Source organism: Metabacillus hrfriensis (assembly GCF_030127205.1).
In the GTDB taxonomy this organism is placed as follows: domain Bacteria; phylum Bacillota; class Bacilli; order Bacillales; family Bacillaceae; genus Bacillus_P; species Bacillus_P dongyingensis.
Map to the genome: position 1 here is coordinate 1,908,954 of NZ_CP126116.1, position 23,498 is coordinate 1,932,451.

At 40.3% G+C, this 23,498-nt stretch carries 24 protein-coding genes; 14 read left to right on the forward strand and 10 right to left on the reverse strand.

Going from position 1 to position 23,498, the window contains the following annotated elements; all coding sequences use genetic code 11:
- Positions 1 to 49: 49 nt before the first annotated feature.
- On the forward strand, positions 50 to 925 hold the full coding sequence (locus QLQ22_RS09475; RefSeq protein ID WP_223441647.1) for an NAD(P)-dependent oxidoreductase: 876 nt from the start codon (positions 50 to 52) through the stop codon (positions 923 to 925).
- On the forward strand, positions 913 to 1,383 hold the full coding sequence (locus QLQ22_RS09480; protein WP_223441648.1) for a GNAT family N-acetyltransferase: 471 nt from the start codon (positions 913 to 915) through the stop codon (positions 1,381 to 1,383). Before QLQ22_RS09475 ends, QLQ22_RS09480 begins: the two co-directional genes overlap by 13 nt.
- Before the next feature lie 33 nt (positions 1,384 to 1,416).
- Here QLQ22_RS09480 and QLQ22_RS09485 read toward each other — a convergent pair whose 3' ends face one another.
- Positions 1,417 to 2,178: a CAP domain-containing protein gene (locus tag QLQ22_RS09485; RefSeq protein ID WP_223441649.1), complete on the reverse strand. Its 762-nt coding sequence runs from the start codon at positions 2,176 to 2,178 to the stop codon at positions 1,417 to 1,419.
- 386 nt (positions 2,179 to 2,564) lie between these two features.
- Here QLQ22_RS09485 and QLQ22_RS09490 point away from each other — a divergent pair, with 386 nt between their 5' ends.
- From QLQ22_RS09490 to QLQ22_RS09505, 4 genes are all read left to right on the forward strand, one after another.
- Positions 2,565 to 4,682 carry a peptidoglycan D,D-transpeptidase FtsI family protein gene (locus QLQ22_RS09490; RefSeq protein WP_223441651.1) on the forward strand — a complete coding sequence of 706 codons (2,118 nt, stop codon included), beginning with the start codon at positions 2,565 to 2,567 and terminating at the stop codon, positions 4,680 to 4,682.
- A 189-nt stretch (positions 4,683 to 4,871) separates the two neighbouring features.
- Positions 4,872 to 5,531 carry a carboxymuconolactone decarboxylase family protein gene (locus QLQ22_RS09495; RefSeq protein WP_284016541.1) on the forward strand — a complete coding sequence of 220 codons (660 nt, stop codon included), beginning with the start codon at positions 4,872 to 4,874 and terminating at the stop codon, positions 5,529 to 5,531.
- Positions 5,532 to 5,586: 55 nt separating this feature from the next.
- On the forward strand, positions 5,587 to 5,760 hold the full coding sequence (locus QLQ22_RS09500) for a hypothetical protein (RefSeq protein WP_223441655.1): 174 nt from the start codon (positions 5,587 to 5,589) through the stop codon (positions 5,758 to 5,760).
- A gap of 280 nt (positions 5,761 to 6,040) precedes the next feature.
- A complete protein-coding gene (locus tag QLQ22_RS09505; protein WP_223441658.1) occupies positions 6,041 to 7,870 on the forward strand; it encodes a PAS domain S-box protein in 1,830 nt (609 codons plus the stop codon).
- Between the two features lie 68 nt (positions 7,871 to 7,938).
- Here the strand turns inward: QLQ22_RS09505 and QLQ22_RS09510 are convergent, their stop codons facing one another.
- The gene (locus QLQ22_RS09510; RefSeq protein WP_223441660.1) at positions 7,939 to 9,090 is read right to left on the reverse strand and encodes an aminotransferase A; all 1,152 of its coding nucleotides are present in this window, start codon (positions 9,088 to 9,090) and stop codon (positions 7,939 to 7,941) included.
- Between the two features lie 146 nt (positions 9,091 to 9,236).
- On the opposite strand from QLQ22_RS09510, the gene corA reads away from it, so the two are divergent.
- The 3 genes from corA to QLQ22_RS09525 all read left to right on the forward strand — a co-directional run bounded on the left by corA (position 9,237) and on the right by QLQ22_RS09525 (position 11,107).
- Positions 9,237 to 10,208 (forward strand): magnesium/cobalt transporter CorA, encoded by a 972-nt coding sequence (corA, locus tag QLQ22_RS09515; protein ID WP_223441680.1) that lies wholly within the window; start codon positions 9,237 to 9,239, stop codon positions 10,206 to 10,208.
- Positions 10,209 to 10,279: 71 nt separating this feature from the next.
- The gene (locus QLQ22_RS09520; protein WP_223441681.1) at positions 10,280 to 10,480 is read left to right on the forward strand and encodes a hypothetical protein; all 201 of its coding nucleotides are present in this window, start codon (positions 10,280 to 10,282) and stop codon (positions 10,478 to 10,480) included.
- Between the two features lie 66 nt (positions 10,481 to 10,546).
- Positions 10,547 to 11,107 (forward strand): TIGR00725 family protein, encoded by a 561-nt coding sequence (locus QLQ22_RS09525; RefSeq protein WP_223441683.1) that lies wholly within the window; start codon positions 10,547 to 10,549, stop codon positions 11,105 to 11,107.
- 83 nt (positions 11,108 to 11,190) lie between these two features.
- Here the strand turns inward: QLQ22_RS09525 and QLQ22_RS09530 are convergent, their stop codons facing one another.
- The 4 genes from QLQ22_RS09530 to QLQ22_RS09545 form a co-directional block, all read right to left on the reverse strand.
- Positions 11,191 to 11,481 (reverse strand): transporter, encoded by a 291-nt coding sequence (locus QLQ22_RS09530; RefSeq protein ID WP_423246255.1) that lies wholly within the window; start codon positions 11,479 to 11,481, stop codon positions 11,191 to 11,193.
- Between the two features lie 266 nt (positions 11,482 to 11,747).
- Positions 11,748 to 11,945 carry a hypothetical protein gene (locus QLQ22_RS09535; RefSeq protein WP_252208559.1) on the reverse strand — a complete coding sequence of 66 codons (198 nt, stop codon included), beginning with the start codon at positions 11,943 to 11,945 and terminating at the stop codon, positions 11,748 to 11,750.
- Positions 11,946 to 12,093: 148 nt separating this feature from the next.
- A complete protein-coding gene (locus QLQ22_RS09540) occupies positions 12,094 to 12,351 on the reverse strand; it encodes a GNAT family N-acetyltransferase (protein ID WP_252208560.1) in 258 nt (85 codons plus the stop codon).
- A gap of 163 nt (positions 12,352 to 12,514) precedes the next feature.
- Entirely contained in the window at positions 12,515 to 13,072 is a 558-nt protein-coding gene (locus tag QLQ22_RS09545) for a PadR family transcriptional regulator (RefSeq protein ID WP_223441686.1), read from the reverse strand.
- A 220-nt stretch (positions 13,073 to 13,292) separates the two neighbouring features.
- On the opposite strand from QLQ22_RS09545, the gene QLQ22_RS09550 reads away from it, so the two are divergent.
- Positions 13,293 to 14,540: an ATP-binding protein gene (locus QLQ22_RS09550; RefSeq protein WP_223441687.1), complete on the forward strand. Its 1,248-nt coding sequence runs from the start codon at positions 13,293 to 13,295 to the stop codon at positions 14,538 to 14,540.
- 50 nt (positions 14,541 to 14,590) lie between these two features.
- Positions 14,591 to 15,073, forward strand: a complete 483-nt coding sequence (locus QLQ22_RS09555; protein WP_223441689.1) for a DinB family protein — start codon at positions 14,591 to 14,593, stop codon at positions 15,071 to 15,073.
- A gap of 276 nt (positions 15,074 to 15,349) precedes the next feature.
- Here the strand turns inward: QLQ22_RS09555 and QLQ22_RS09560 are convergent, their stop codons facing one another.
- Positions 15,350 to 16,636 carry an NCS2 family permease gene (locus QLQ22_RS09560; protein WP_223441691.1) on the reverse strand — a complete coding sequence of 429 codons (1,287 nt, stop codon included), beginning with the start codon at positions 16,634 to 16,636 and terminating at the stop codon, positions 15,350 to 15,352.
- A gap of 234 nt (positions 16,637 to 16,870) precedes the next feature.
- Between QLQ22_RS09560 and QLQ22_RS09565 the strand changes: the two genes are divergently transcribed.
- The 3 genes from QLQ22_RS09565 (at position 16,871) to QLQ22_RS09575 (ending at position 19,850) form a co-directional block, all read left to right on the forward strand.
- A complete protein-coding gene (locus tag QLQ22_RS09565) occupies positions 16,871 to 18,190 on the forward strand; it encodes an MFS transporter (RefSeq protein ID WP_284016542.1) in 1,320 nt (439 codons plus the stop codon).
- Positions 18,191 to 18,379: 189 nt separating this feature from the next.
- Positions 18,380 to 19,282, forward strand: a complete 903-nt coding sequence (locus tag QLQ22_RS09570; protein ID WP_284016543.1) for a chemotaxis protein — start codon at positions 18,380 to 18,382, stop codon at positions 19,280 to 19,282.
- 19 nt (positions 19,283 to 19,301) lie between these two features.
- Complete coding sequence (locus tag QLQ22_RS09575) at positions 19,302 to 19,850, forward strand: HD domain-containing protein (RefSeq protein ID WP_284016544.1); 549 nt, start codon at positions 19,302 to 19,304, stop codon at positions 19,848 to 19,850.
- A gap of 72 nt (positions 19,851 to 19,922) precedes the next feature.
- On the opposite strand, the gene QLQ22_RS09580 is transcribed toward QLQ22_RS09575, so the two are convergent.
- From QLQ22_RS09580 to QLQ22_RS09590, 3 genes are all read right to left on the reverse strand, one after another.
- Complete coding sequence (locus tag QLQ22_RS09580) at positions 19,923 to 20,393, reverse strand: YkyB family protein (protein WP_223441704.1); 471 nt, start codon at positions 20,391 to 20,393, stop codon at positions 19,923 to 19,925.
- Positions 20,394 to 20,560: 167 nt separating this feature from the next.
- A complete protein-coding gene (locus tag QLQ22_RS09585; RefSeq protein WP_223443290.1) occupies positions 20,561 to 21,973 on the reverse strand; it encodes an HD domain-containing phosphohydrolase in 1,413 nt (470 codons plus the stop codon).
- Between the two features lie 223 nt (positions 21,974 to 22,196).
- Positions 22,197 to 23,492, reverse strand: coding sequence for an MFS transporter (locus QLQ22_RS09590; protein WP_223441708.1), 1,296 nt, complete (start codon positions 23,490 to 23,492; stop codon positions 22,197 to 22,199).
- Between the last annotated feature and the right edge of the window lie 6 nt (positions 23,493 to 23,498).

Here is a 23,498-nt window from a genome sequence, read left to right on the forward strand (position 1 = left end):
TGAGCAAAACGGACGCTTGCGCTTTTCTAGTAAGAAAGGAAGATGAAAAATGACTGGAGAAAAAGGTGTAATCGGTTTTATTGGGATTGGAGTAATGGGGAAGAGTATGGCAGGGCATTTGCTCAAAGATGGTTACTCGGTTTTGGTTTATACAAGAACGAAAGAAAAGGCATCTGAACTGATAGAGGCCGGTGCAGGTTGGATGGAGACGATTGAAGAGCTTGCATCCCAATCTGACTATATTATTACAATGGTCGGCTATCCTTCTGATGTGGAAGAAATTTATTTGAGCGAAAAAGGCATTTTGAACTCTGCCAAGGAAGGTACATATGTAATAGATATGACTACTTCTAAGCCAAGTCTTGCAAAAAAAATCTATGAAGCAGCAATGCAGCGCCATATCCATGCCTTGGATGCACCAGTTTCAGGCGGAGATGTAGGGGCAAGAGAAGCGAGATTATCTATTATGGCAGGTGGAGATCAGGAAGCATTTGACGCATGCATGCCGATTTTTTCTGTCATTGGACAAAATATAGTGTATCAGGGAGAAGCGGGAAGCGGTCAGCATACGAAAATGTGCAACCAGATTGCGATAGCTGCTGGCATGGTTGGAGTCAGTGAGGCCATTGCTTATGCAAAAAACGCTGGTCTCGATCCTGAAAATGTTTTAAAAAGCATTTCCGCAGGTGCAGCTGGCAGCTGGTCACTGAGCAATCTTGCACCAAGAATGCTGAAAGAGGATTTTGAACCAGGCTTCTATGTAAAGCATTTCATAAAGGATATGGATATTGCTATTGAAGAAGCTGACCATATGAAGATGGAGGTACCAGGATTAACGTTAGCTCATTCACTCTACACAGAGCTTCAGAAAAAGGGTGAAGGTGACAGCGGCACACAGGCCCTGTACAAGCTATGGAAATCGTAATCAAAAAGATGCTGGGCAATAGTGCAGCACCGATGGATCTCTTGCTCGAGGCAGATCCTTCCGAACAAAATATCAAACAATATCTCAAAAAAGGGACCGTTTTTCTTGCGGAGCTTGAGAAGAATATAGCAGGAGTTATGGTGCTGATGCCGATTTCACCTGCATCTATGGAAATAATGAATCTTGCGGTGGATGAGAAATTCAGGGGCAAAGGAATAGCAAAAAAACTTATTGCTCATGCTAAACAAGCCTGTGCAGATCAAAACATGGATTTCCTTGAGATTGGTACAGGAAACTCAAGCTTAGATCAGCTTGCCCTTTATCAAAAATGCGGATTTCGCATGAAGAAAGTAATCGAAAATTACTTCATTGTTCATTACCCGGAACCCATTTTTGAAAATGGCATTCAGTGCATGGATATGGTCAGACTAAAAATGAAGATAAAAAAAGATAGCTAGAAAACTCTAGCTATCTTGCAATCTGAAAACCTATTATTTACCAATGAACATTTGAGTCCAGTAGTTGCCTTCAGCTACATGGCCTACACCAATGTGAGTGAAGCTTGAATTCATGATGTTTTTACGGTGGCCTTCAGAGTTCATCCATGCTTGTACTACTTCTTCAGGAGAAGCTTGTCCTTTAGCAATGTTTTCACCAGCTGAGCTGTACTCAACGCCGAACTTCTTCATCATATCAAATGGTGATCCGTAAGTTGGGCTGTTGTGGTCAAAGTAGTTCTTGCTTTGCATGTCTTTTGATTTTTCTTTAGCCACTTTGCTTAATTCTTCATCTAATTGAAGTGGTTTTAAGCCTTGCTTTTCACGCTCTGCATTTGTTAATTCAACAACTTTTTTCTCAAATTCACTTACAGAAGCCTGTGTTTGCTCTTTCTTTGGAGCTGCTTCTTTAGAAGCTTCTGGCTGAGCTTTCTGAGCTGGTGCCGGAGCTGTTTCTTGTTTTGGAGCTTCTGCTTGTTGCTTTTGCTGTGGTGCTGGAGCTGAAGCTTGGCCTTGCTGTGCTTTAAATTGGCTTAATTGCTGTTCAACCATTTTTTGAAGCTCAGGATTGTTGATGTTCTGTAATAGATCCTGTGTTTGTGCTTGATTTAAATTGCAGTTTTGGCCTGCGATTTGGTAAGCTTTAACCTGTATATTTGATTGCTGTGGAGCTGCTGCATCTGCAGATGGGCCTCCAGCATTAAATGTAAAAATAGTAGCTGCTGCCGCAACTGAAAGTACGATAGATTTCTTCATGAAAAAATTCCTCCTAAGAGTTTTTTTTTTGGTGCTCTCTTGCTACAACAACATCGTAACATACGATTTTTGTAACATATGAACCATTGCTTTCCATTGACAGAATGCAATCTTTTAATCTATGCGGCTTACATTAAGTAAGCGGTAACAAACCTTTAGTATCACTAGTTTTATAGCTTTGCAAATGAAATATTCCTCACTCGCTGCCGTCAAAAAAACTCCCCATATATATCCAGTTGTACTAACTTTTTCATTGAATTGTTTCTTGACAAAAATTTAACTCCCTTTTTTATGTAACAAGTGTTACGCAAGTGTTACAATAGAGTTTGAAATACGTTAAAAGGATCTCTTAACCAAGGATCGATTTTGAAAGGGGAATAAATTCGTTGACTGAGCCAAGTAATAGTCAAGCTGATCTGCGAAAATTGAAGAAAACGCGCTTAATCCGCATCAATGTTTTCTTTTTCTTTGTGTTTTTACTATTCGTAGCGCTAATCATTCGGCTGGGTGTTGTTCAAATTGTTCAGGGTGAGGAATTTTCAAAGGAAGTCAGCCGCACTGAGTCAAACTATGCAAGCTTTCCTGCACCGCGCGGAAAGATGTATGACCGGAATGGAAATGTTCTTGTTGAAAACATTGGTGTTGAGGCCATCACATATACAGTAGAAAAAACAACGAAAGCATCAGATAAAATAGAAACAGCAAAAGTGCTTGCATCTCTAATAGAAGTTCCAACTGAATTTTTAAAGGACAGAGATTTAAAAGACTATTGGGTTGCTGCAAACCCGGAAGAAGCAGCGAAACTTCTTAAAACGAAGGAAAAAGAGAAAAAGGGGAGCGAAACGTACCAGCTTCAAATTGATCGTGTCCCTGAAGCTGAACTTAACAAACTAAAAAGCAATAAAAACGAGCTTGAAGTAGTTGCCTTATACACACGATTCTCAGCAGGCTATGCCTACGAACCTCAGATCGTAAAAGCTACGGAGCTGACAAAAGGCGAGGAGCTGACAAAAGAAGAGCTGACTCGTGTAGCGGAAAATCTTGAACTCCTCCCAGGTATTGATGTTATTACTGACTGGAAACGGTCATATCCCAATGGAGAACTGCTGACTGGAGTTTTCGGCAGTGTAACGACTCCCAAGCAGGGAATTCTCGAAGCCAGAAAGTCATACTATACAGCCCGCGGCTATGCAAGAAATGAACGTGTCGGCCGAAGCAATCTTGAATATCAATACGAAGATTATTTGAATCCAAGAAAAGCCAAGGTTCAATATGTAACGGACAGCAGCGGCAAAGTCATTTCAGAAACGATGATCGATGAAGGCCGCCGCGGATATGACCTGAAACTGTCATTTGATCTTGAACTGCAAAAGCAGCTGGATACTATTGTTGAAGAAGAGCTTAGAGTTGCCCGCGGCAAGACTGGAAATCACCTTGCAGACAGAGCGTTTGCCGTAATGATGGATCCGAATACGGGTGATGTTCTTGCGATGTCGGGCAAGAAATATGATTTTGAAGATGGAAAGATTAATGATTATATAATTGGAAACTTTACTTCGCAGTATGAAATAGGGTCTACAATAAAAGGTGCTACTGTTTTAGCAGGGTATCAAAATGGAATATCCCGTGGGACGGTTTATAATGATACTCCGTTATTAATAAAAGGTACTAAACCGAAAAAATCAGTGCGCAATATGGGACCTGTAAATGATATAACAGCATTAAAAAGAAGTTCCAACGTCTATATGTTCAGAGTTGCTTACGATATAGCAGGTGAAACGTATATTCCTAATAGGACATTCAATGCATCTTCAAGTGACTTTCAGAAGATGAGAAATTACTACAGTCAATTTGGTCTGGGAGTTCCAACAGGTATTGACTTGCCTAATGAAGCAACAGGTCAGCAAGTAACACCACCAAACGATGGTATCCTGCTAAATATGGCAATCGGTCAGTTTGATACGTATACCCCGCTGCAAATGGCGCAGTATGTATCAGTTATTGCCAACGGCGGATATCGCGTAGAACCGCGCGTTGTTACAAGCATTCATTCACCTGCGGACAATAAAGAGCTAGGTTCGATTGTAACCGAGCATGAAACACGGATTTTAAACCGCATCAATAACTCAGAAGAAGATATTAGACAAGTTCAAAGAGGATTTGAAGCCGTTACGCAAACAGGCGGTACAGCAGCAGGTATTTTTGGTGAGTATGATGTTGCAGGGAAAACAGGAACATCACAAACCAGTTATTACGGCGAGCAAAGCAAACGTGCATACTGGGGAACGGAAACAAATAACTTGGCTTTTGTTGGTTATTATCCTGCATCAAAGCCTGAAGTTGCCATCAGTGTAATTGTTCCTTATACCGGTAAAACAGCTTCCCATCCTGTAAACAAGTACATTGCAAAAAGAGCAATCGAAGCATACGCGAACCTGGAACCAAAAGATCCAAATGCTGAAACAGAACAGTCTGCAGAAACTGCGGAAAATACTGAAGAATAAATGCGAGACTGAGCTTTCCTTTATAGGAAAGCTTTTTTTGTGAGATAAGCTGGTTCCAGCTCCTAACTTCTCCATCAGAACGTAAAAAGTGATACCTGAACTTTTCTGTAGGATCTATTCTGCTTTTCTTATGAGTAACAAGTTATATAGAAGGAAAAAATAATTCCATAACCAGAAAAGAGGGATAAAATGGGGATTTACTCAATTGAAAACATACAGCTCATGAAGAAATTTCCCGAGTTAGCGCCAGAGCTTTATCAATCGTATATTGCATTCAGCAAAGCAGTTTTGAATGAGGGGCATTTATCCAGAAAAGAAAAAGAAATTATAGCAGTTGCTGTTTCACATGTGACCGAATGTCCTTATTGCATTGATTTTCATACAAAAAAAGCGAAAAAAGCTGGAGCATCTCTCGAGGAATTATTTGAAGCTGTCATGGCTGCAGCTGCAATCGAAGCAGGAGGAGCTTATGCTCACCGCACTCAGATGCACCGTGCTTACGATGGAAAGCTTGCTGAATCATTTTACAGCAGGGATGATTTAGAAAACATTAATACTTTGACGGATCTTTCTCCTGAAATACAGCAGACAGCAATGGCGTTTTTTTCAAAAGCTTCAAAGGAAGGCAAACTCACTGCAAAGCTGAAACAATTAATATCAGTTGCTGTTGCTCATACATCTGAATGCCCTTATTGCATTGCTTCACATACAGCTGAAGCCAAAAAGGAAGGCTGTTCAAAGGAAGAGCTGGCGGAAGCCGTTATGACTGCCGCCCTGCTCCGGTCTGGCGGTGCTGTGACACATGCTGTTAATATGCTGCAATCTTATGAGCAGGGCAGTGAAGAATAGCCTCATCAAGAGATGAAAAGACTAAGAACAATCTTTGATTAGGAGTGAACTCAGAATGTCCAAAACGAACAAAAACGATGCAGATCAAAAAAATAAAAAAGGGTTTGATTCAAGCAAAATTGACTCTGAATTCAGCGGGGAATTCGGCAGCGCTGCAGCCAATCTTGCTCATAAAGAAAAAGCAAAAAAAGAAAAAGCGGCCAAAAATTTTGGCGAATATAAGGAATAATCGAAAGCCGGGACAATCCCGGCTTATTTTATTTTTATGCTTAATTTAAAAAAATTAACTTTTTAAGGAAATTAAAAAGGAATTTTGAATAAGAAAATCGAATTTTGTTAAGTGAAATCGAACGTTCTGTAGACGAAGGCCAACTCCAGATAAGCTGATCTTTTCTTTATTCCTCGTCATTGCCGCATTACGCTCATTTTAGCCGATCCATCCATCCATCCATCCCACCAGCAGGCAGGTACGTTATCAAATGTGAAAAGGACATAAAGGGGGGCAATGCATGAAGCAGGAGACAGAAAGCGCATATCAAGTATTGCCGCAGGCGGAATTATTTGCAGTTATGAACGATAATGGAAGATTTCAATTCATGTCTTTGAACTGTGAAGAGCATTTGGGTTTTACCAGTGCAGAATTTATTGGAACTTCTTTGCAGGATTATGTCCATAAAGATGATTTATTTTTAGTTGAGAGCTATTTTTACAACGAACACCACCTCCATCCATGCACGTTTCGTTTTTTAATGAAGAATGGAGCGTTTATTTGGCTTGAAGCAACCGTTGATTTTATTAAATCGACTTCAGGTAAAAAAGAAAATCAGATCATCCTTAAGATTAAACTGCTTAAATCACACGAGCAGGAGTTCAGTTCAAAGCCCGTTCAAATGAATAATCCGCTTTTAATTGATGAGGCAAAAGAAATAAATATAAACGCAAGTGAATTGCTTAAGAGAATGCCATGCCCCTTATTCATCTCGCAAAAAGGTCAATTATGCTATGTGAATCAGGCTTTAATTGACTTGTTAGGGGGAAGCTCAAAGGAAGATCTGCTTGGGAAAGACGTGCTGGACATTATCGATCATGATTATCATGACATTGTCAAAAACCGCATTCAAAGAATGCAGCAGGGGTCGTATGTCGGCCAGATTGAACAAACATGGAGGAGGCTCGACGGGTCTCCTGTTGAAGTCGAGATAAAGGCAGCACCCGCTGTTTTTAAAAATCAGCCTGCAGAGCTTGTAGTCCTTCTTGATATTTCTTCAAGAAAAAAGTTTCAGAAAATCCTGCAAAAAAGCCGAGAGCGGTATCAGCTGCTCATTCAAAACTCCATAGATACGATTGCCGTCATACACAGGGAAAAATGGGTGTTTATTAATGAATCAGGCGTAAAGCTTTTTGAAGCAGATGATTATCCTGATATGCTTGGAAAAAACATATTTTCTTCTCTCGATCCGGAATATCATGAGCAAGTAAAAGAAAAACTGCAAAATATAGTTCATTTAAGAACGGATGTTGAAGTAACAAAGCAATCATGGCATACATATAAGAGCAGCACAATCTATACGGAAATGGTCTGCATTCCAACTACATATTTTGGCGAACCTGCTGTCCAGGTTATTTTAAGAGACATCTCTGATCGTAAAAAAGCAGAGGAGTTAATGCTTCGTTCAGAAAAATTGTCCGTTGCAGGACAGCTTGCAGCCGGAATAGCCCATGAAATCAGGAATCCGCTGACAGCAATCAAAGGGTTTCTGCAGCTCATGCGTTCTGCAGGAAAAGGGGAGCCGACCTACTTCGAGATTGTCTTCTCTGAATTAAACCGGATCGAACTCATCTTGAGCGAACTGCTAATGCTTGCCAAACCACAGGAAAGAGTCTTGAAGCAAACAAATTTATTTACGCTTATTCAGGATGTTGCAACTCTTCTTGAAACACAGGCTATCATGAATAATGTGATGATCGTACATCAGCACCCGCAGGATCAGATGAGCATCAATTGTGATAAGAATCAAATCAAACAAGTCTTTATCAATTTAATAAAAAATGCAATAGACTCCATGCCAAATGGAGGAAAAGTGACGCTGTCTTCCACGCAAGAAGGAGACTATATACTCGTGAAGGTAAAAGACGAGGGTGATGGTATTCCGGATGAAGTGCTGAAAAAAATTGGCGAGCCATTTTTTACAACGAAGGAAAAGGGAACGGGTCTTGGCTTGATGATTACATATAAAATTATTGAAAACCATAAAGGCAGCATGTCCATTGAAAGCGAGCTTGGACAGGGTACTGTCTTCACATTGAAATTGCCATCGGCTGAAGCCGAAAAAAACTAGCCAGTGAAGCCTCAGGGCATTCGCTGGCCAGTTTTTATTTAGGACTTATATAAGCTTCGAGAAACAGCCTATCTTAAGGATGACAGATACTTTTCCATACGGTTCAAAGCCTTCTCAAGCTGCTCATAGCTGCAGGCATAGGATATCCGGATAAATCCTTCCCCGTATTTTGAAAACGCGGTTCCGGGAACAACTGCAACTCCTCCGTCTTTTGCCAAAGAATAAGCAAAATCAAACGAAGAAACACTGAATTGTTTGATGCTCGGAAAAATATAAAAGGAACCATCGGGTTTAACGGTTTGAAGACCCATGCTGACCAATCTTTCATACACATAATTCATCCGTTTTTTGTACTCCTGATTCATTGGAACAGCATCATTGATTCCATCAGTAAGAGCTTGATATGCCGCTTTTTGAGAAATAGAAGAAGCGCAGGATACATTATACTGATGCACTTTTAAAATATGCTTTGCAATAACAGCAGGAGCAAATAACAGACCGATTCTAAACCCTGTCATACTGTGGGATTTGGATAATCCATTGATGACGATGGTCTGTTCGGGCAAGAATTTGGCAATTGAGTGATGTTTCCCGTTAAAAACAAGCTCACTGTAGATTTCATCCGAAAGAACAAAGATATCCCTGCCCCTGATGACATCGGCTATTTTCTTCAGCTCATCCTCGTGCAAAGTCACACCCGTCGGATTAGATGGATAAGGAAGGACAATGCAGCGGGTTTTTTCCGTTATATTCAGTTTGATCAGTTCAGCCGTTAACTTGAAATCATGGTCAGCTGTATCAACATGAACAGGTACTGCTCCGCAAAGGGAAATAATCGGTTCATACCCCGGGTAAACAGGGCCAGGCAGGATTACTTCACAGCCTTCTTCAAGAATTGCCCTGAAGGAAATATCTATTGCCTGGCTGGCCCCGGCCGTCACGATAATTTCATTTTCCGGATCATAAACTAAATCATATTTCACTTTTACAAAGTCAGCAGCTGCATTCCTGAGTTCTAAATACCCCGCATTGTGAGTATAGGTCGTGAAATTTTCTTCTATTGCTTGGGCAGCTGCTTCTTTTACATGAGCAGGGGTGAAAAAATCAGGCTGTCCGATTGTGAGCGAGATTGTGTCCTCAAATTCAGAAACCATATTGAAAAACTGCCGTATCCCCGAAATTTGAATGTTCTTCACGTTTTTATTAATGAGATGTTCCATCTTGTTCATCCTTTATATATGTAGTTCTTTTACCATCATACACAATTATTCTGCGTATATCATCTTTTCTTTATCTGTTTAGGAACATAGATTAGGGGGAATAGAAGAAGAATAAAATTCATAGCAAACAGAAAAGATGTGACATAATGATACGTACACTTGCCGTTCAATCAACTGGAGCAGTCATTTATGACCTGCCGCTAAAAGAATTAAAAAATCCTGACATCAAATGGTACTGGGTGGATTTTCAGGACCCGACAGCAGAAGAGACGAAGCTGTTAAGCAAGTTTTTTAAATTTCACCCGCTTGCCATTGAAGACTGTGTGGAATTTGTTCAGAGACCAAAAGTAGATACATATGATACCTACCTATTTGTCGTCATGCATTCGATTCAGCAAAAAACATTAGAAGCTGAAGAGCTGGATCTTTTTGTAGCAAAAAATTACGCCGTAACCTTTCATAAAAAATCGATTCGTGATTTGAATAATATTTGGTTCAAACTAAAAAAAGACTCTCTTCTTCAGGAAGGCGGGCCATCACTCTTAATGCATCAGCTGATGGATCACCTTGTGGATGAATATTTTCCGCCAGTCTACAAGCTTGAAGATCAATTAAACGAGATAGAGGAAAACACAAAAGACTTGACCATCAGCGAATTAATGGAAGGCGTTTTTGATATCCGGACAGATTTGTATATGCTGAGAAGAACAATCATTCCAATGCGCGATTTATTGTACCGCATCATCAGCTCAAGCGGCTTAAAGGCCTATATTAAAGATGAAATCTACTTTCAGGACATCTATGATCACCTTTTGAAATTAGTCGAAATGATTGATGCCAACCGTGAACTCAGTGCGGATATTCGAGACAGTTATCTATCAATCAGCTCTGACAGAATGAACAGAGTCATGATGACGCTGACCGTGATTTCGTCCATTTTTCTCCCCCTCACATTTATTGCAGGGCTCTATGGCATGAATTTTCAATATATGCCCGAGCTGACTGGAAAATATAATTACTTTGTTGTTGTCGCCATAATGGTATTCATTGCAGCCGGCATGATTTACTTCTTTGCAAAAATGGGCTGGTTCAGGTATCACAAAGGCACTAAACTATAAAGCAGCCGTCATAATTATAAGATCGTAAACGAATTCTTTCCTATAGAATACAAAGCAACCGGAGTGATCCCATGCAAATTGATGAAACCCTGCTGACAGATGTGGAAAAACAGATTGTAAAAAAATTGAACCAGGAGATGTTCTTTGCCGTATCCTATGAACATCTTACCTTTTATAAAAATGAAATCAATTCGATTCTGAATCAAGCAACAAGAAGAAATTCGTTTCTGACGAACATGAAGGAAAGAATGAATGAACCAAACTGCCTCTAAGGCAGTTTTTTTTGAGAAAAGATCAGGTTAACATAGTATAATAAAGGAAACGAATCAAAAGGCGGGATGAGCGTGAAGAGAATTGCTGTAATCGGCCAATCTGGAGAAATTCCCGAAGAAATTCAATTAATAAGTGAAGAGGTTGGAGCAGAGATTGCATTGAGAAATGCAGTGCTGCTGACTGGCGGCGGCAGCGGTGTGATGGAAGCAGCATCAAAAGGGGCGAAACAGGCCGGCGGACTTGTCATCGGCATTCTCGCAGGAGATGAAACACACGTTGCGAATGACTATTTGGATGTTCCCATCACAACCGGCATGTCCTTTGATTACCGAAGCTTAATATTAATTCATTCATCAGACGCCATCATCATGATTCGGGGCGGAAACGGAACGCTTGGAGAGCTGTCAGCCGCTTATATGAACAAAAAGCCTGTTGTTGTCATAGAAACATCCGGCGGATGGGCGACCAAAGTAAAAGAAGTGGCCTTTGAAGGTGCCTATCTTGATGAGAGAAGAACCGTAGAAATTCACTATGCAAACACCGCAAAAATGGCTGTAGACAGAGCTTTCTTGCGAATTGAACATCCTCTAGATGAAGGGAAGAATACCGGAATCATCGGAGATTAAAAAATCAGACCTGTATGGTCTGATTTTTTGTATATTCCGCTTTTCTCCCTGTCGGAGCTAAACGGGCGATTCCGCTTTTCTAGTTAACGGCAAGAAAAAGAAGCAATTCTTTGAGTATCGATGCCAAAGTAGTCCCATCTGAATTGGCGTGGTCTCCATCTGTATCCTGCAACAGATGTTCTGCCTACAAAGGTTGGGTAAAACCAAAAACTTCTGCCGTTGTTCAGCCAAACATACGTATACCTGAATAAACAGCCCCTGATGGCTCCTGGATCAACAGCAAATAGGGAAGGTGATTGCTGGGGAATATAACTTGGCGGCGGTCCCGTTGGTCCCTGTCCTCCGCCAAATCCAGGCGGGGGTCCTGGCGGCATTCCGCCTCCCTGCCCAAACCCTCCGGGACCAAATCCGCTTCTTGGTCCAAATCCTCCGCCGGGCGTTCCACTGAATAATTGATAATCATATGGATAATACATATTCACATTCCTCTCCTCATTAGCCTACACAAACACCATATGCAAGAATGTAAGAGGGAGTGATTATGATAATATCCCAATGGGAAATTTGTGAACATTGCAAGATTAATCTATAAAAAAACACTTCAATGTTTTATTCATTGAAGTGTATATTTCCGCTTTTCTTAATACCCAAAATCCCAATCCATCTGTTCCTGCCAGACAGTAAATTGAATTTCAGAGCACTTAATTTCCCGGTCATTTATTTTATAGCTGTCTGTACCGCAGCCTGATTGCTTTTTTAATTCTGCATACTTTTCTTCAGATACATCCTCTAAGATTGTTATTTCTTGATTATGATGAAACAATAAAACGGTTCCCACCGAAAAAACACCTTCTTTTGAATTGATAGAACGAACTGAAAACACAGGTTGTATTTTACCATGTTTGCGGCAGTTATCTAACAAATATAAGAAGATGTCATAAAATCGCCAAATCGAAATCGTTTACAGGAAATTTACAGTTGTTTTTTCATCTTAAAGTTGATAAAGGCATTGGATCGATTGTTATGTATTGCTCTGTATCAAGTGAGCCTTTTTTTATAACAGTAATACCGGTACTGAAGGTTAGAGATTTGTGGTCTGCTTCCTTAGCTGTTTCTTCAAGCCCCTGGAGAAGAGCGGATGCTGTTCCTTTTCTTTGATGATCCGTGTGAGTATACAGAAAGCGGATTTCTCTATTTTGAGTCAGTATTTCAAACCCGATAATCTTTTGGCTGTGAGCGGCCACAAGAGTTGGATTGACCGTCTGCTAATCGCTCCAGTTTGAGTAATGATCTATGTTTTTTGGAGCGAGCGTTTGCGTTCAGGTGCATGACCGAATACTCATTCGGTCATACACTCACCCGATATAAAGTTTAATAATGGTGTTCCGGTCTTTTGGTTCGAATAATCTAATTTTCATCAGCACCACCGAGAGTCTGCAGTTTTTCTGCACGTGCATCAGCTATCAAGTTCTTCAGCCATGTAAGCTCAGCTTCTCCGTGAAGAATGGACCCTTTAATCAAATGGATCACTGCCCTTGGCAATTGTTTATAATACTCTAAAATGCTTGAAAGTTCTTGAACTCTTTTTTCGGTTAAAGCCATTCTTTTTTCAAGAATATCTGCTATTTCCTGCGGATTTCCATGCAGGGCAAAAGCAACGCCCGTAAAAAGGGGATGATATAAATTGGAGTCGCTGGATAATTCCTTAAGAATCAGCTTGTGAAACAGCTCTTTTCCGGAGTCGGTAATCTGGTAGATTGTTTTATCCGGTCTGTTTGTATCCTTGATCACATCGACTACCTTTATATAATTATTTTTGTGGAGCTGCTCTACTGCGTAATAGAGTGATCCTTTTTGCAGTTTCATAAAATGATCCATATGTCTTTGTTCCATTGTTTGTTTCATTTCATAAGGATGGGCATCCCGTTCCATTAAAAGACCGAGAATAACTAACTTCATGGACATCGTGTACCCTCGCTTTACTGAAGCTGATGCATCTTTTTCAGCTTACCTAAATTATATAGTCTAGTTTGGCCATTTATCAATATTTCACTTGTGGTTCATGTTTTAAATGAAAGGGAAAGGAAAGATTATGAATGTTTATTAAAATTTTTCTTTCAATTTTTTATTATATCCTTTAAAATAAAGTGTTTGAAAAAAATATTTCCTTTATGGGGGAAACTAAGTGTTATCTATTATCAAACCTCTGCTTGTTAACATTACGATATTATTTTCGCTGACCTTTAACGCAAACCTTTTTTTCCCTTTTAATACAAAGCTGAAGGCATCTGTAAAACAAAGGGTCATATACGGATTGATCAGTGCTTTTGGGGCCTTGCTCTGTATGGCCTATCCGATAGAAACGCTTGGAGAGACTTATTTTGATTTAAGAATGGTCTTTGTCCTGATTACTACCCTTTATTCAGGCTGGATTTCAGGTGGAATTGTCCTAATTGTAACATGTCTTGCAAGATATTTGATCGGGGGAGATTTTTACCTGATCGGCATCGTTGTCACTCTTACAGCATATTTAATGGGGCTCTTGTTCAGAAAGTATTTTTTTCAGTCAGAATTGAAATACATAAGCGGGACGATTTTAGTTCTTGTCTATTTTCTTTTCTATATTTCAATCATCTATACGTATATTAACTTTCTGGAATTTCAATTTTATTTCGTCTACTTTTTGGCGTTTTATCTTTCCTACTTGTCAATGATTTTTATCATTGAAAGTTTGATTAAAACCAATAAGCAATTCGATGAAATGGTTTATGTGGATAAACTGACGACAATTGGCCAGATGGCAGCTGCCATTGCTCATGAAATCAGAAATCCAATCACAACCGTCAGAGGATTCATTCAATATATCCAGCAGGATACAAAGGATGATAATTTAAAGAAATTTTCTCCCTTAATTCTGGATGAATTAGACCGCACCAATAAAATCATCACTGACTATTTACAGCTTGCAAAACCGCATCATCATGAATTGACAAAAATAGAAATCGATCGTGTTTTAGAAGACATTATTCAGCTTTTAAAACCGCTTGGATCCTACTCAAATGTAACTTTATCTTATCAAAGTGATGAAAAAAGCTCTGTATATGGCGATATTGCACTTTTGAAGCAATCTTTAATGAATGTGATAAAAAATGGAATTGAAGCCATAGAAGATGGCGGCGAGATTCAAATTACCAAAAAAACAAATTATATGAACGGTACCGTGATCATTGTCGTTAAAGATACAGGAAAAGGCATGACAGATGAAGAGCTGCAGCATTTAGGCCTTCCATTTTATACGACAAAATCAAAAGGCACAGGCCTTGGTTCAATGATTACGAATCGGCTCATCCGCGAAATGAAGGGCACAGTTGAATATGAAAGCGAGATTGGAAAAGGAACAACTGTGACAATCAGCCTTCATTTGTGTCAGTAAGGAAGGAGAAACCCACGTTTGCGGAGAAGTGAGCAGCAGGGGGGATATTTATGAGAACAATTGAAGAAATGAAAAATCATTATAAAAACTTTGATTCCTGGGTGCTGTCATTAAAACAGCTGAGTCATGAAGAATGGCTTCAGCCTATTGATGAAGGGAAATGGTCTTCTGCAGAAATCATTTCTCATTTCATTGCCTGGGACAGGTTTACGTTAGATCAGAGACTAGGAAAGCTTAAGGAAAATGCGGTACTGGATCCTTTTCCTGATTTTCAAAGTGTGAATGATCGGGCAGCAGAATATGCAAAAAGCGGTGTGACTAAGAATGAGCTGATTGATGAATTTATCGAGATTCGTTCTGATGCAGTTGAGGGCTTTCTTAAATTTGAAGGGGAAGAACATCAATTTCACTTTAAAATTGGGAATCATCCATTTACGATTGCAAGCTATATGGAGGATTTTATAGGACATGATCTCCACCATAAAGCTCAAATTGCCGCTTTTCTAGCAAAAAATGAAAGCTGCGGGATTTGATGATAAACTTTCTAATTCAGGCGCTAGCTGCTGCCGGTGCCATTTTTTTGTTCAGTGCTGTATTGGTTTTGATGAAAATGAAAAATAAGCAATAAGCAGAAGAAAACCGCTCAAATCAATGAGCGGTTTTTTTCTGCGGACGATTCCGCTTTTCTATTGTCTAGCTCCGCCTCCTAGCCCCTCGGCCAGAACAAATTCCCTCAGGAAAGTCAAACACGGACTTTTCGGGTGAATTCTTATCTGTCTGCCCGAGTCTGACCAGTCGGCTCCGCTTTTCTATATTGTATGTGTAATGAAATTTGCAAGGAAAAGTAACGCGATAACGTATAAAGGCAGCGCTACTTCTCTTGTACGCTTCATGACCATTTTTAAAATCGGGTAAGCAATAAATCCAAAAGCCATTCCATCTACAATGCTGTATGTGAGTGGAATGAGAGCGATAATCAGGAATGCTGGAAAGCTTTCCGTAAAATCTTTTAAATCGATGTTTTGGATATTCTGAATCATCAATCCGCCGATTAGAATTAGAATAGGCGCAATGGCACTGTCTGGGATCATTTTGATATAAGGCAAAAAGAACAATGAACTTAAAAACAGCAAACCGGTGGTTATCGCTGTTAAGCCTGTTCTGCCGCCTGCTGAAATTCCAGCCGCAGTTTCCACTGTGCTGACAGTAGGACTTGTGCCGAATAGGCCAGCGGTAATGGCAGATATCGCATTTGCCTGAAGCGAGCCTTTGTATCTGTCCGGTCTGTTAATCATGTTAACATGTCCGTGAACGAGTCCGATGTTTTCAAAAACGATGACCATCGTTAATGAAAAAGTCGCTGTCCAAAAGGCCAGATCTGTTATTTTTTCAAAAGACATCGCGCCAAATACTTCAAAATATGCGCCCATTGAAAAAGGAGATGCAGTACCTTGTGCACTGTTATTAATTAACCCGAATCCTGCAGCGATGGCTGTACCAAGCAGAATGCTGATTAAGAAATTGCCTGGAATGTTTCGTGCAAATAAAGTAATCGTAATAAGCAAGGTGATCAGTGTGACAATCACATGGGGATCAGTAAAATCGCCCAGTTTCACAAATGTCGTGTCGCTGCCTGTTACAATTCCGCCTTTTTGGAGACCGATAAATGTAAGGAAAATACCGATTCCAACAGTTATGGCTTCCTTCAGCGAATTTGGAATAGAAGCGCTGATAATTCCGGATAGCTTTGTAAACGCAACGATGGCGAAAAGAATGCCGGATACAAAGACCACTGCAAGTCCCTCTTGCCATGAAAGTCCCATCGAACCGCAGATTGTGTACGTAAATAGTGCATTAACACCCATTCCGGGAACAAGAATGATGGGAGTATTTCCAATAAAGCCCATCAAAATGCATCCTGCAAATGAAGTTAAGATGGTTGCAATGATTCCTGCTTCAATCGGTATACCGGCATCAGCTAGAATCGCTCCATTTACGACTACAATATACACAATTGTAAAGAAGGAAACAATTCCTGCAAGCAGCTCTTTTTTGACAGTCGTGTCATGTTGCTTAAGCTGAAAGTACTTATGCAATTTTTAAAACCTTCCTTAAAAAGTAACCCTCGACCCAACCCGTACAATCGGCAGAAGCCGATTCACATATAGCATTATATCAAGCCGGGGAACTTTGTGCATTATCTTTATTTGTTATTTTTTGAAAGCCGGCAATTGCATTCATGTTAAATATTTGTAAAAAAGCAGGGAGTATCTATTCAGGTAAAGAATTTACTATGAGTACTAACTAAATCAAGGTATGGGGGAACTTATATGGCGCAATTAGAACAGCATACTGATGCGTTAAAAAAACACCAGAGAGCGTGGCATCTTTATTTTTCCCTGCCCATCTTGTCATGGGCGCTGTATGATTTTGCAAATACAATCTTTTCTTCAAACATAACGACCATCTTTTTTCCTTTTTATCTGCAGGAAGTGATAGGTGAAAATGAACGATTGGATCAAATTGCAAGCACATTTATTTCATATGCAAATGCGGCTGCAAGCTTTTTCCTTGTTCTTTTTTCACCGCTGTTCGGCGTGATGATTGACAGATCTGGCAGAAAAAAACGATACATTTTTCCATTTACTCTTATTACTGTAGCCTGCACTATTTTAATGGGAATCTTCGCTATGACACGTTTTTCCCAAACCATATTTGGACTTCCCCTGGCATTAGTGTTTGTTATTTTGCTGTTTATCATTGCTAAATTTTTTTACCATTCAAGTTTGATTTTCTACGACTCAATGATCTCGGATTTAGGTACACAGAAAGAAATTCCTTTGATTTCAGGTTTTGGAGTTGCAGTGGGGTATGTTGGTACACTCGTTGGACTTACTGTATATCCATTTATAGGAGAATCAGGCTATCATCATGCGTTCATACCGACAGCTCTGATGTTTCTCATTTTTTCCCTTCCATTATTTCTTTTAGTAAAAGAAGAGCCGGTTTTACAGGATCAGAAAAAGTCCTCATTCATAAGCGGCTATATTGAAATTTATCAAACATTTAAAGATATCCGGACACACCGGGCGGCTTTTTTGTTCATGATTGCATATTTCTTTTTAAACGATGCGATTGCTACAGCCATTACGATGATGGCAATTTATTCAAAAGCAATTGTCGGTTTTTCATCAGGCGAGTTTATTCTTCTCTATCTTGTTTCGACAGTTGCAAGCATTGCAGGTTCTTTTACCTTTGGATATATAACGAAGTCCATTGGTACGAAAAGAAGCATTACGGTGGTCGCCTTTGTTCTCCTGATCGCTCTTGCTTTTGCCGCGTTTGCTGTCAATCCGCTCATGTTCTGGATAGCTGGAAGTTTATTTGGGGTAGCCCTTGGTGCAATGTGGGTCACAACGAGGACCTATATAGTTGAACTGACTCCCAAGGAGAAGAGAGGCCAATTTTTTGGGCTGTTTGCTTTTTCCGGCAAAGTGTCATCTATTGCAGGACCGCTTCTGTACGGGACGATTACGCTAGTGCTTGCTGATTACGGTGATCTTGCAAGCCGAATTGCTATTGGATCTCTTATGATCCTTGCTTTAATCGGGCTTGTCGTTCATTCATTTGTTCCGGATGAGAATAAGTAGCTGATACCATCTATATATGGGTGAAACTCATAAAAGAAGTGATATCCTATGGAAAGAACCCGCTGGGGTGTTGATTCTGCCAAAAAGCTTGAGTGCTTCTCAAGCTTTTCCCCGTTTTTCTTTATAAAAAAGAAGACAGTCCGATAATAAACCTATAAAGGATATTTTTACGGAGAGAGGGAGAATACAATGCAGCAAACGGATATCTTATTAGAAAGCGGAACAAATGAACTCGAGATCGTCGAATTTACAGTTGCAGGGCTGAAATTTGGCATTAATGTGATAAAAGTAAAAGAAATTATTCAGCTTCAAAGCATGACAAAAGTGCCCCATGCTCATCCAAACTTGGAAGGGATAACTGAGCTTAGGGGAGAAGTACTGCCGGTCGTCGATGCGGCAAAAGCGCTTGGGCTGGCTCAAAGTCAAAATCCACAATCAGATAAGCTGATTGTAACGGAGTTTAATCAGCAAAAAATTATTTTTCATGTTCACAGTGTGACACAGATTCACCGGATTTCATGGAGTTTAATCGAAAAGCCCTCAATGCTTTATCAAGGGCTTGAAAGTCAAATAACCGGTGTAGTGAAATGGATGGGAGAGATGATCCTTCTGCCTGATTTTGAAAAAATCATGGTTGAATTAAATCCGGAATCAGGCATCCATATTGATCAAGTGAAAAAAATGGGCAAACGTGAACGCTCTGCAAAAAGAATTGTGATCGCGGAGGATTCTCCTTTACTGAGGGGGCTCCTCCATGATACCTTGCAAGAGGCAGGCTTTACGAATCTTGAGTTTTTTGAAAATGGGAAAGATGCATATGAATACCTGTATTCACTGTCTGAAGAGGGCAAGAAAGTAAAAGAAGAAGTTCAGCTTGTGATTACGGATATTGAAATGCCGCAAATGGATGGGCATCATTTAACGAAACGAATAAAAGAAAACAATAAGCTCGCTGGACTGCCAGTCATCATCTTTTCCTCTTTAATCACAAATGACTTGAAGCATAAGGGCCAAAAAGTTGGAGCCGATGCTCAAGTCAGCAAGCCTGAGATTGCTGAACTGGTTAATCTGATTGATCAATACATTCTATAAAAAATGCAGGTGAATCACAATGAATTTAACGGATAAAGCAAAACGTTTTGCAGAGCGAGCACATGAAGGGCAGATCCGCAGGCTAGACGGGGGACCATACTTCACACACGTGGAAAACACTGCGCTTACTCTCTTTAAAGCGGGATTTAGGGAAGAGGTTGTTGCAGCTGGATTTTTGCACGATGCCGTGGAAGATACGGAAACATCAATAGCACAAATCAAAGATATATTTGGCGGGGATGTAGCCTCTCTTGTTGCTTTTAATACCGAGGATAAATCACTGACATGGGAAGAACGGAAGCAGCATACCATTCAGTCAGCAAGTCTTGCGGGCATCGAAGAAAAAGCGATTTTAGCTGCCGATAAGCTGGACAATCTAGAGAGCCTTCTAAAGGAAAACAAAAAGCATGGCGATGATATCTGGAGAATGTTTAACCGGGGAAAAGACAAGCAGGCATGGTATCACCGTTCCATTTCCGAAAATCTTTTTAAGAACCTCGAACCAAAAGAGATCCCGAGTTATTTCTTTGTTTACAAACGCCTTGTTAAGGAGTTTTTCAGCGAATAAATGATATGAATGCACAGGCAGAGAAAAGGAGCCTGATCCGTAAATGGATCAGGCTCCTTTTCGTTATAGGGGTCAATAGCTTTCGCCCAAACGTTTAAAAACAGGTTTTTTATATGTAGGAGAAGGTTTTTTAGGAGATGATCCAGTTGGCGAAATTTCCTTTATGCCGACATATTGCTGCAGCAGCGCTTTAGCTTTTGCTAAAGGTAAATGTATTTTTGGGTTCCGGTACGTTTGATTCAGTGAACCAAGATGTGGGAGGTTTTCGAAGTCATCTTTTGTGGGAGGCATATGGAAATAATATTCTCCTGCAGAGACAAGTACATCTGATTGCTGTTTGCTGTTTTTGGGATTATTGGAAAAGTGAAGACCTTCCTTTTTTGCTCTTCCCTCAGTAAGAAGTTTATGAAGTGCACGTTTTTTAAGAGTATATAAAAATTTAGGATCCGGAGCTGTTTTTGCATGGCGGTTAACAATATAAATCGCTTTTGCAATATTTTCAGTTGTCGGCTTCAATGGCTGGTTTCGATTATGATCGTCCATTCTTTCTCTCCTTTGCAGGTTATGTATGCTTAACTAAATTATACGTTTTCATGTGTAAATTGCAACCCATTCGAAAAAAGCGGCCACTCCTTTTTGAATACGAAGGAGTGCTCAATCTATTACGAGGCAAGAGAATCCAGTAAAAGCAGCTGCCTCCCTCACGCCGCTTAACCAGATTTTGATTCTCTTTGGCAGTCCATTACATTCAGAAAAAGCTCTGCAAACTCCGGATCCCACTGCGTTCCTTTTCCTTCTTCGATAATGGACAGCGCTTTTTCAGCCGGCATGCCGCGTCTGTACGGCCGGTCAGATGTCATGGCATCATACGCATCTGCAACGGCCATGATTCTGCCAAATAAAGGAATGTCATCACCCCTAAGCCCATCAGGATAACCCATGCCGTCATACCGTTCATGATGATACTTAACACCGGGGATAAGCGGCTCCATCATTTCACCGGGCTGAACATTTGATAAGATGCCTGCACCTATGACGGGGTGCTTCTTAATTTCTTCGAATTCCTCATGGGTTAATCGTCCTTCTTTCAGCAGAATGCTGTCTCTAATGCCTATTTTGCCAATATCATGAAGAAGGGCGGATTTGCGGAGGGTGTCCAGGCTTGCTTCGCATAAGCCTGCTTCTCTGCCGATTAAGACAGAATACTCTGCAACGCGGACTGAATGGCCTGCTGTATATTGGTCTCTTGCATCAAGTGCCAATGCGAGAGTTGTATACAGGCTCTCCAATAGCTGACTGTTAATTTGATCTCTTTCCTTAAGCCTGCGGATCATTTTATTAAAGCCTGCTATCAATTTAGAAAATTCATCAGAATACACTTCATTTCTATAGGAAAGGTGTCCTTGTTCAACTTCTGACATGCCGAACTGGAGCTTCTCAATCGGTTCAGATATATTTTTGAACAATAAAAAAGCACCGAACACAGCGAACAAGACAGATACGATTAAGATAAAAATCGCCCAGCTCCAATATTCGGATAAAAGAGGTACCGGATTTTCCAGAAAACGGATTTGTGTCGCCAGCGTAAATAAAAGGAGAGGAAAAACACCAATATAAATCGCGCTGTACAGCACCTTCTGCTGAATAGATATATGTATTTTTGCTTCTGATGTTAAATCTGCACCGTGAAGCATCAGCGCTTTGTTTCGAAGAGTGATCAACAATGGCCTGACCGCTTTTGAAGATAAGAAAAACTCAATAATGCCGTGCATTCCGGCAATCAGGACCGCGCCAGCTGTTGCGAGAAGCGTATAGTAAAGCGGCAAGCTAAGCAACTCCGTCTGGATAAACACTGCTGCCAGCAGGACAGCAGGGATGGATAGACCGAAGAGATGAGGTCCGAAAATCCGGTACACGGACAGCGATGGAAATCGATGTGCTTGAGAGTAAGCATTCTCAATGGCTTCAAATGAGAGATCCCCATTTTTAAATACCCGCCTGATGGGATTTATATGCTTTTTGAATACAAACCATTCACAAAGCCCCATGCAAACAATGGATATACTTAGTATAAACAGCAGAATCCCTATTTCTAAAGAAGAAATGACTAAAGTGGAAAACATAAACAAAGAGCCGATTCCAAAGACAGCAATGAAAGAACCAATAAAATAATTGATCAGCAGTTTTTTTAAGAATTCTTTATATGTATTCAGACAGGGACACAACCTTAAAAGTTAGACTTCAGCTTATTTATCGGCCATTTATCCAAAAATTTAACAGTCTGCCTATGAAAAAGGTAAAGAGGGAAAATAAAAAAGACAGCAAATGCTGTCTGCATTGCTGACTTTAAGAGATATGAACCTGTCCTTTTCTTGTTGAAGCAAGACGAGTTCTTTTAGCTTGAGAAAATTCGAGCTCTCTGCTCAGCTTCGGCAGAGTGAGTGCGTAAAATAGGAAAACCAGCAGAATAACTGTTGCCATGCCGTAATAGAGATACTCAATATTGCTGATGATCTTCGGGAAAAGCAAGGCAATCAGTCCGAGCGTAATCGATTGTGCGAACATCATGAGAGGATCTATCCAGCCGCTGACCCGCCCCATCAGCTTTGGATGCACAATTTTCGGCATCCAGCCGCCAATTGCTATATTTATAGGGCCAATGCATGTCCCAATAATAAAAACAGTAGCTAAAAAAATACCCATATGATCTGTCAAACCTAATATATAAATCAAGATGCCGCTCAGGAAAATCGGGTAAATCATCATATGATGCGGTTTAATTTTAGAAGAGATCAATGCCCCGATGCCGCTTCCGGCAAGAAGGCCAATCCCAAGAGAAATCGCAAAGTATGAAGCATATTTTTCATAGTTATCAGGAGACAATTCATACTTCATTGTAAAGATCGGCAAAATGGCAAATGCTCCGTTTACAAATCCAAAAACAAAAAAACCAAAAATCAGAGAAGCTAATAGCTTATTTCCCGCAATATAAAGAATTCCATCCTTGAAGTCTCTGAACGAGGCCCCAATACTGAAATCTTTCCATTTTATTTTACCATTTGGCAGCCTTGCTTCCATTGGTATTTTACATCTGCGGATTAGAATAGCAGAAATCACAAAACTGAAAAAATCTACTGCTACAGCACCCTGAAGTCCAATTGTTTTATAGGCAAGGGCCCCGAGTCCCACACCAAATACCATGAAAATACTGAACAGCATTTGATTGAGGCCTGCTGCCTGGGCATATTGATCTTTGTTTAATATGCTTTGAACAAGACTTGCTTCTGCAGGATAGAAAAACTTGGTAACGGCACTCCGCAGAAATAATAAGAAAAATACGAGCGGAATGGAATTCAAGAATAATGAGCCAAAAAGAAGGACTGTAAGAATGGCTCTGATCCAATCACAATTTTCAGCTACTTTTTTTCGGTCAAATCTGTCTGCAACCACCCCGACTAAAAAGAAAACAAATAAAGTCGGCAGGGAATACATAAGCTCCGCCATGGTTGCAAAAGAAGGCTGATGGCTGAACCGATCAAGCAAATAAAAGGCAAAAGCCATATTTCCGATCGTCGTGCCCATTTGTGAGGCCAAGGCAGCAAAAAAGAGCTTCACAAAATTTCTGTTTTCAAAGATTTTCATAACGCA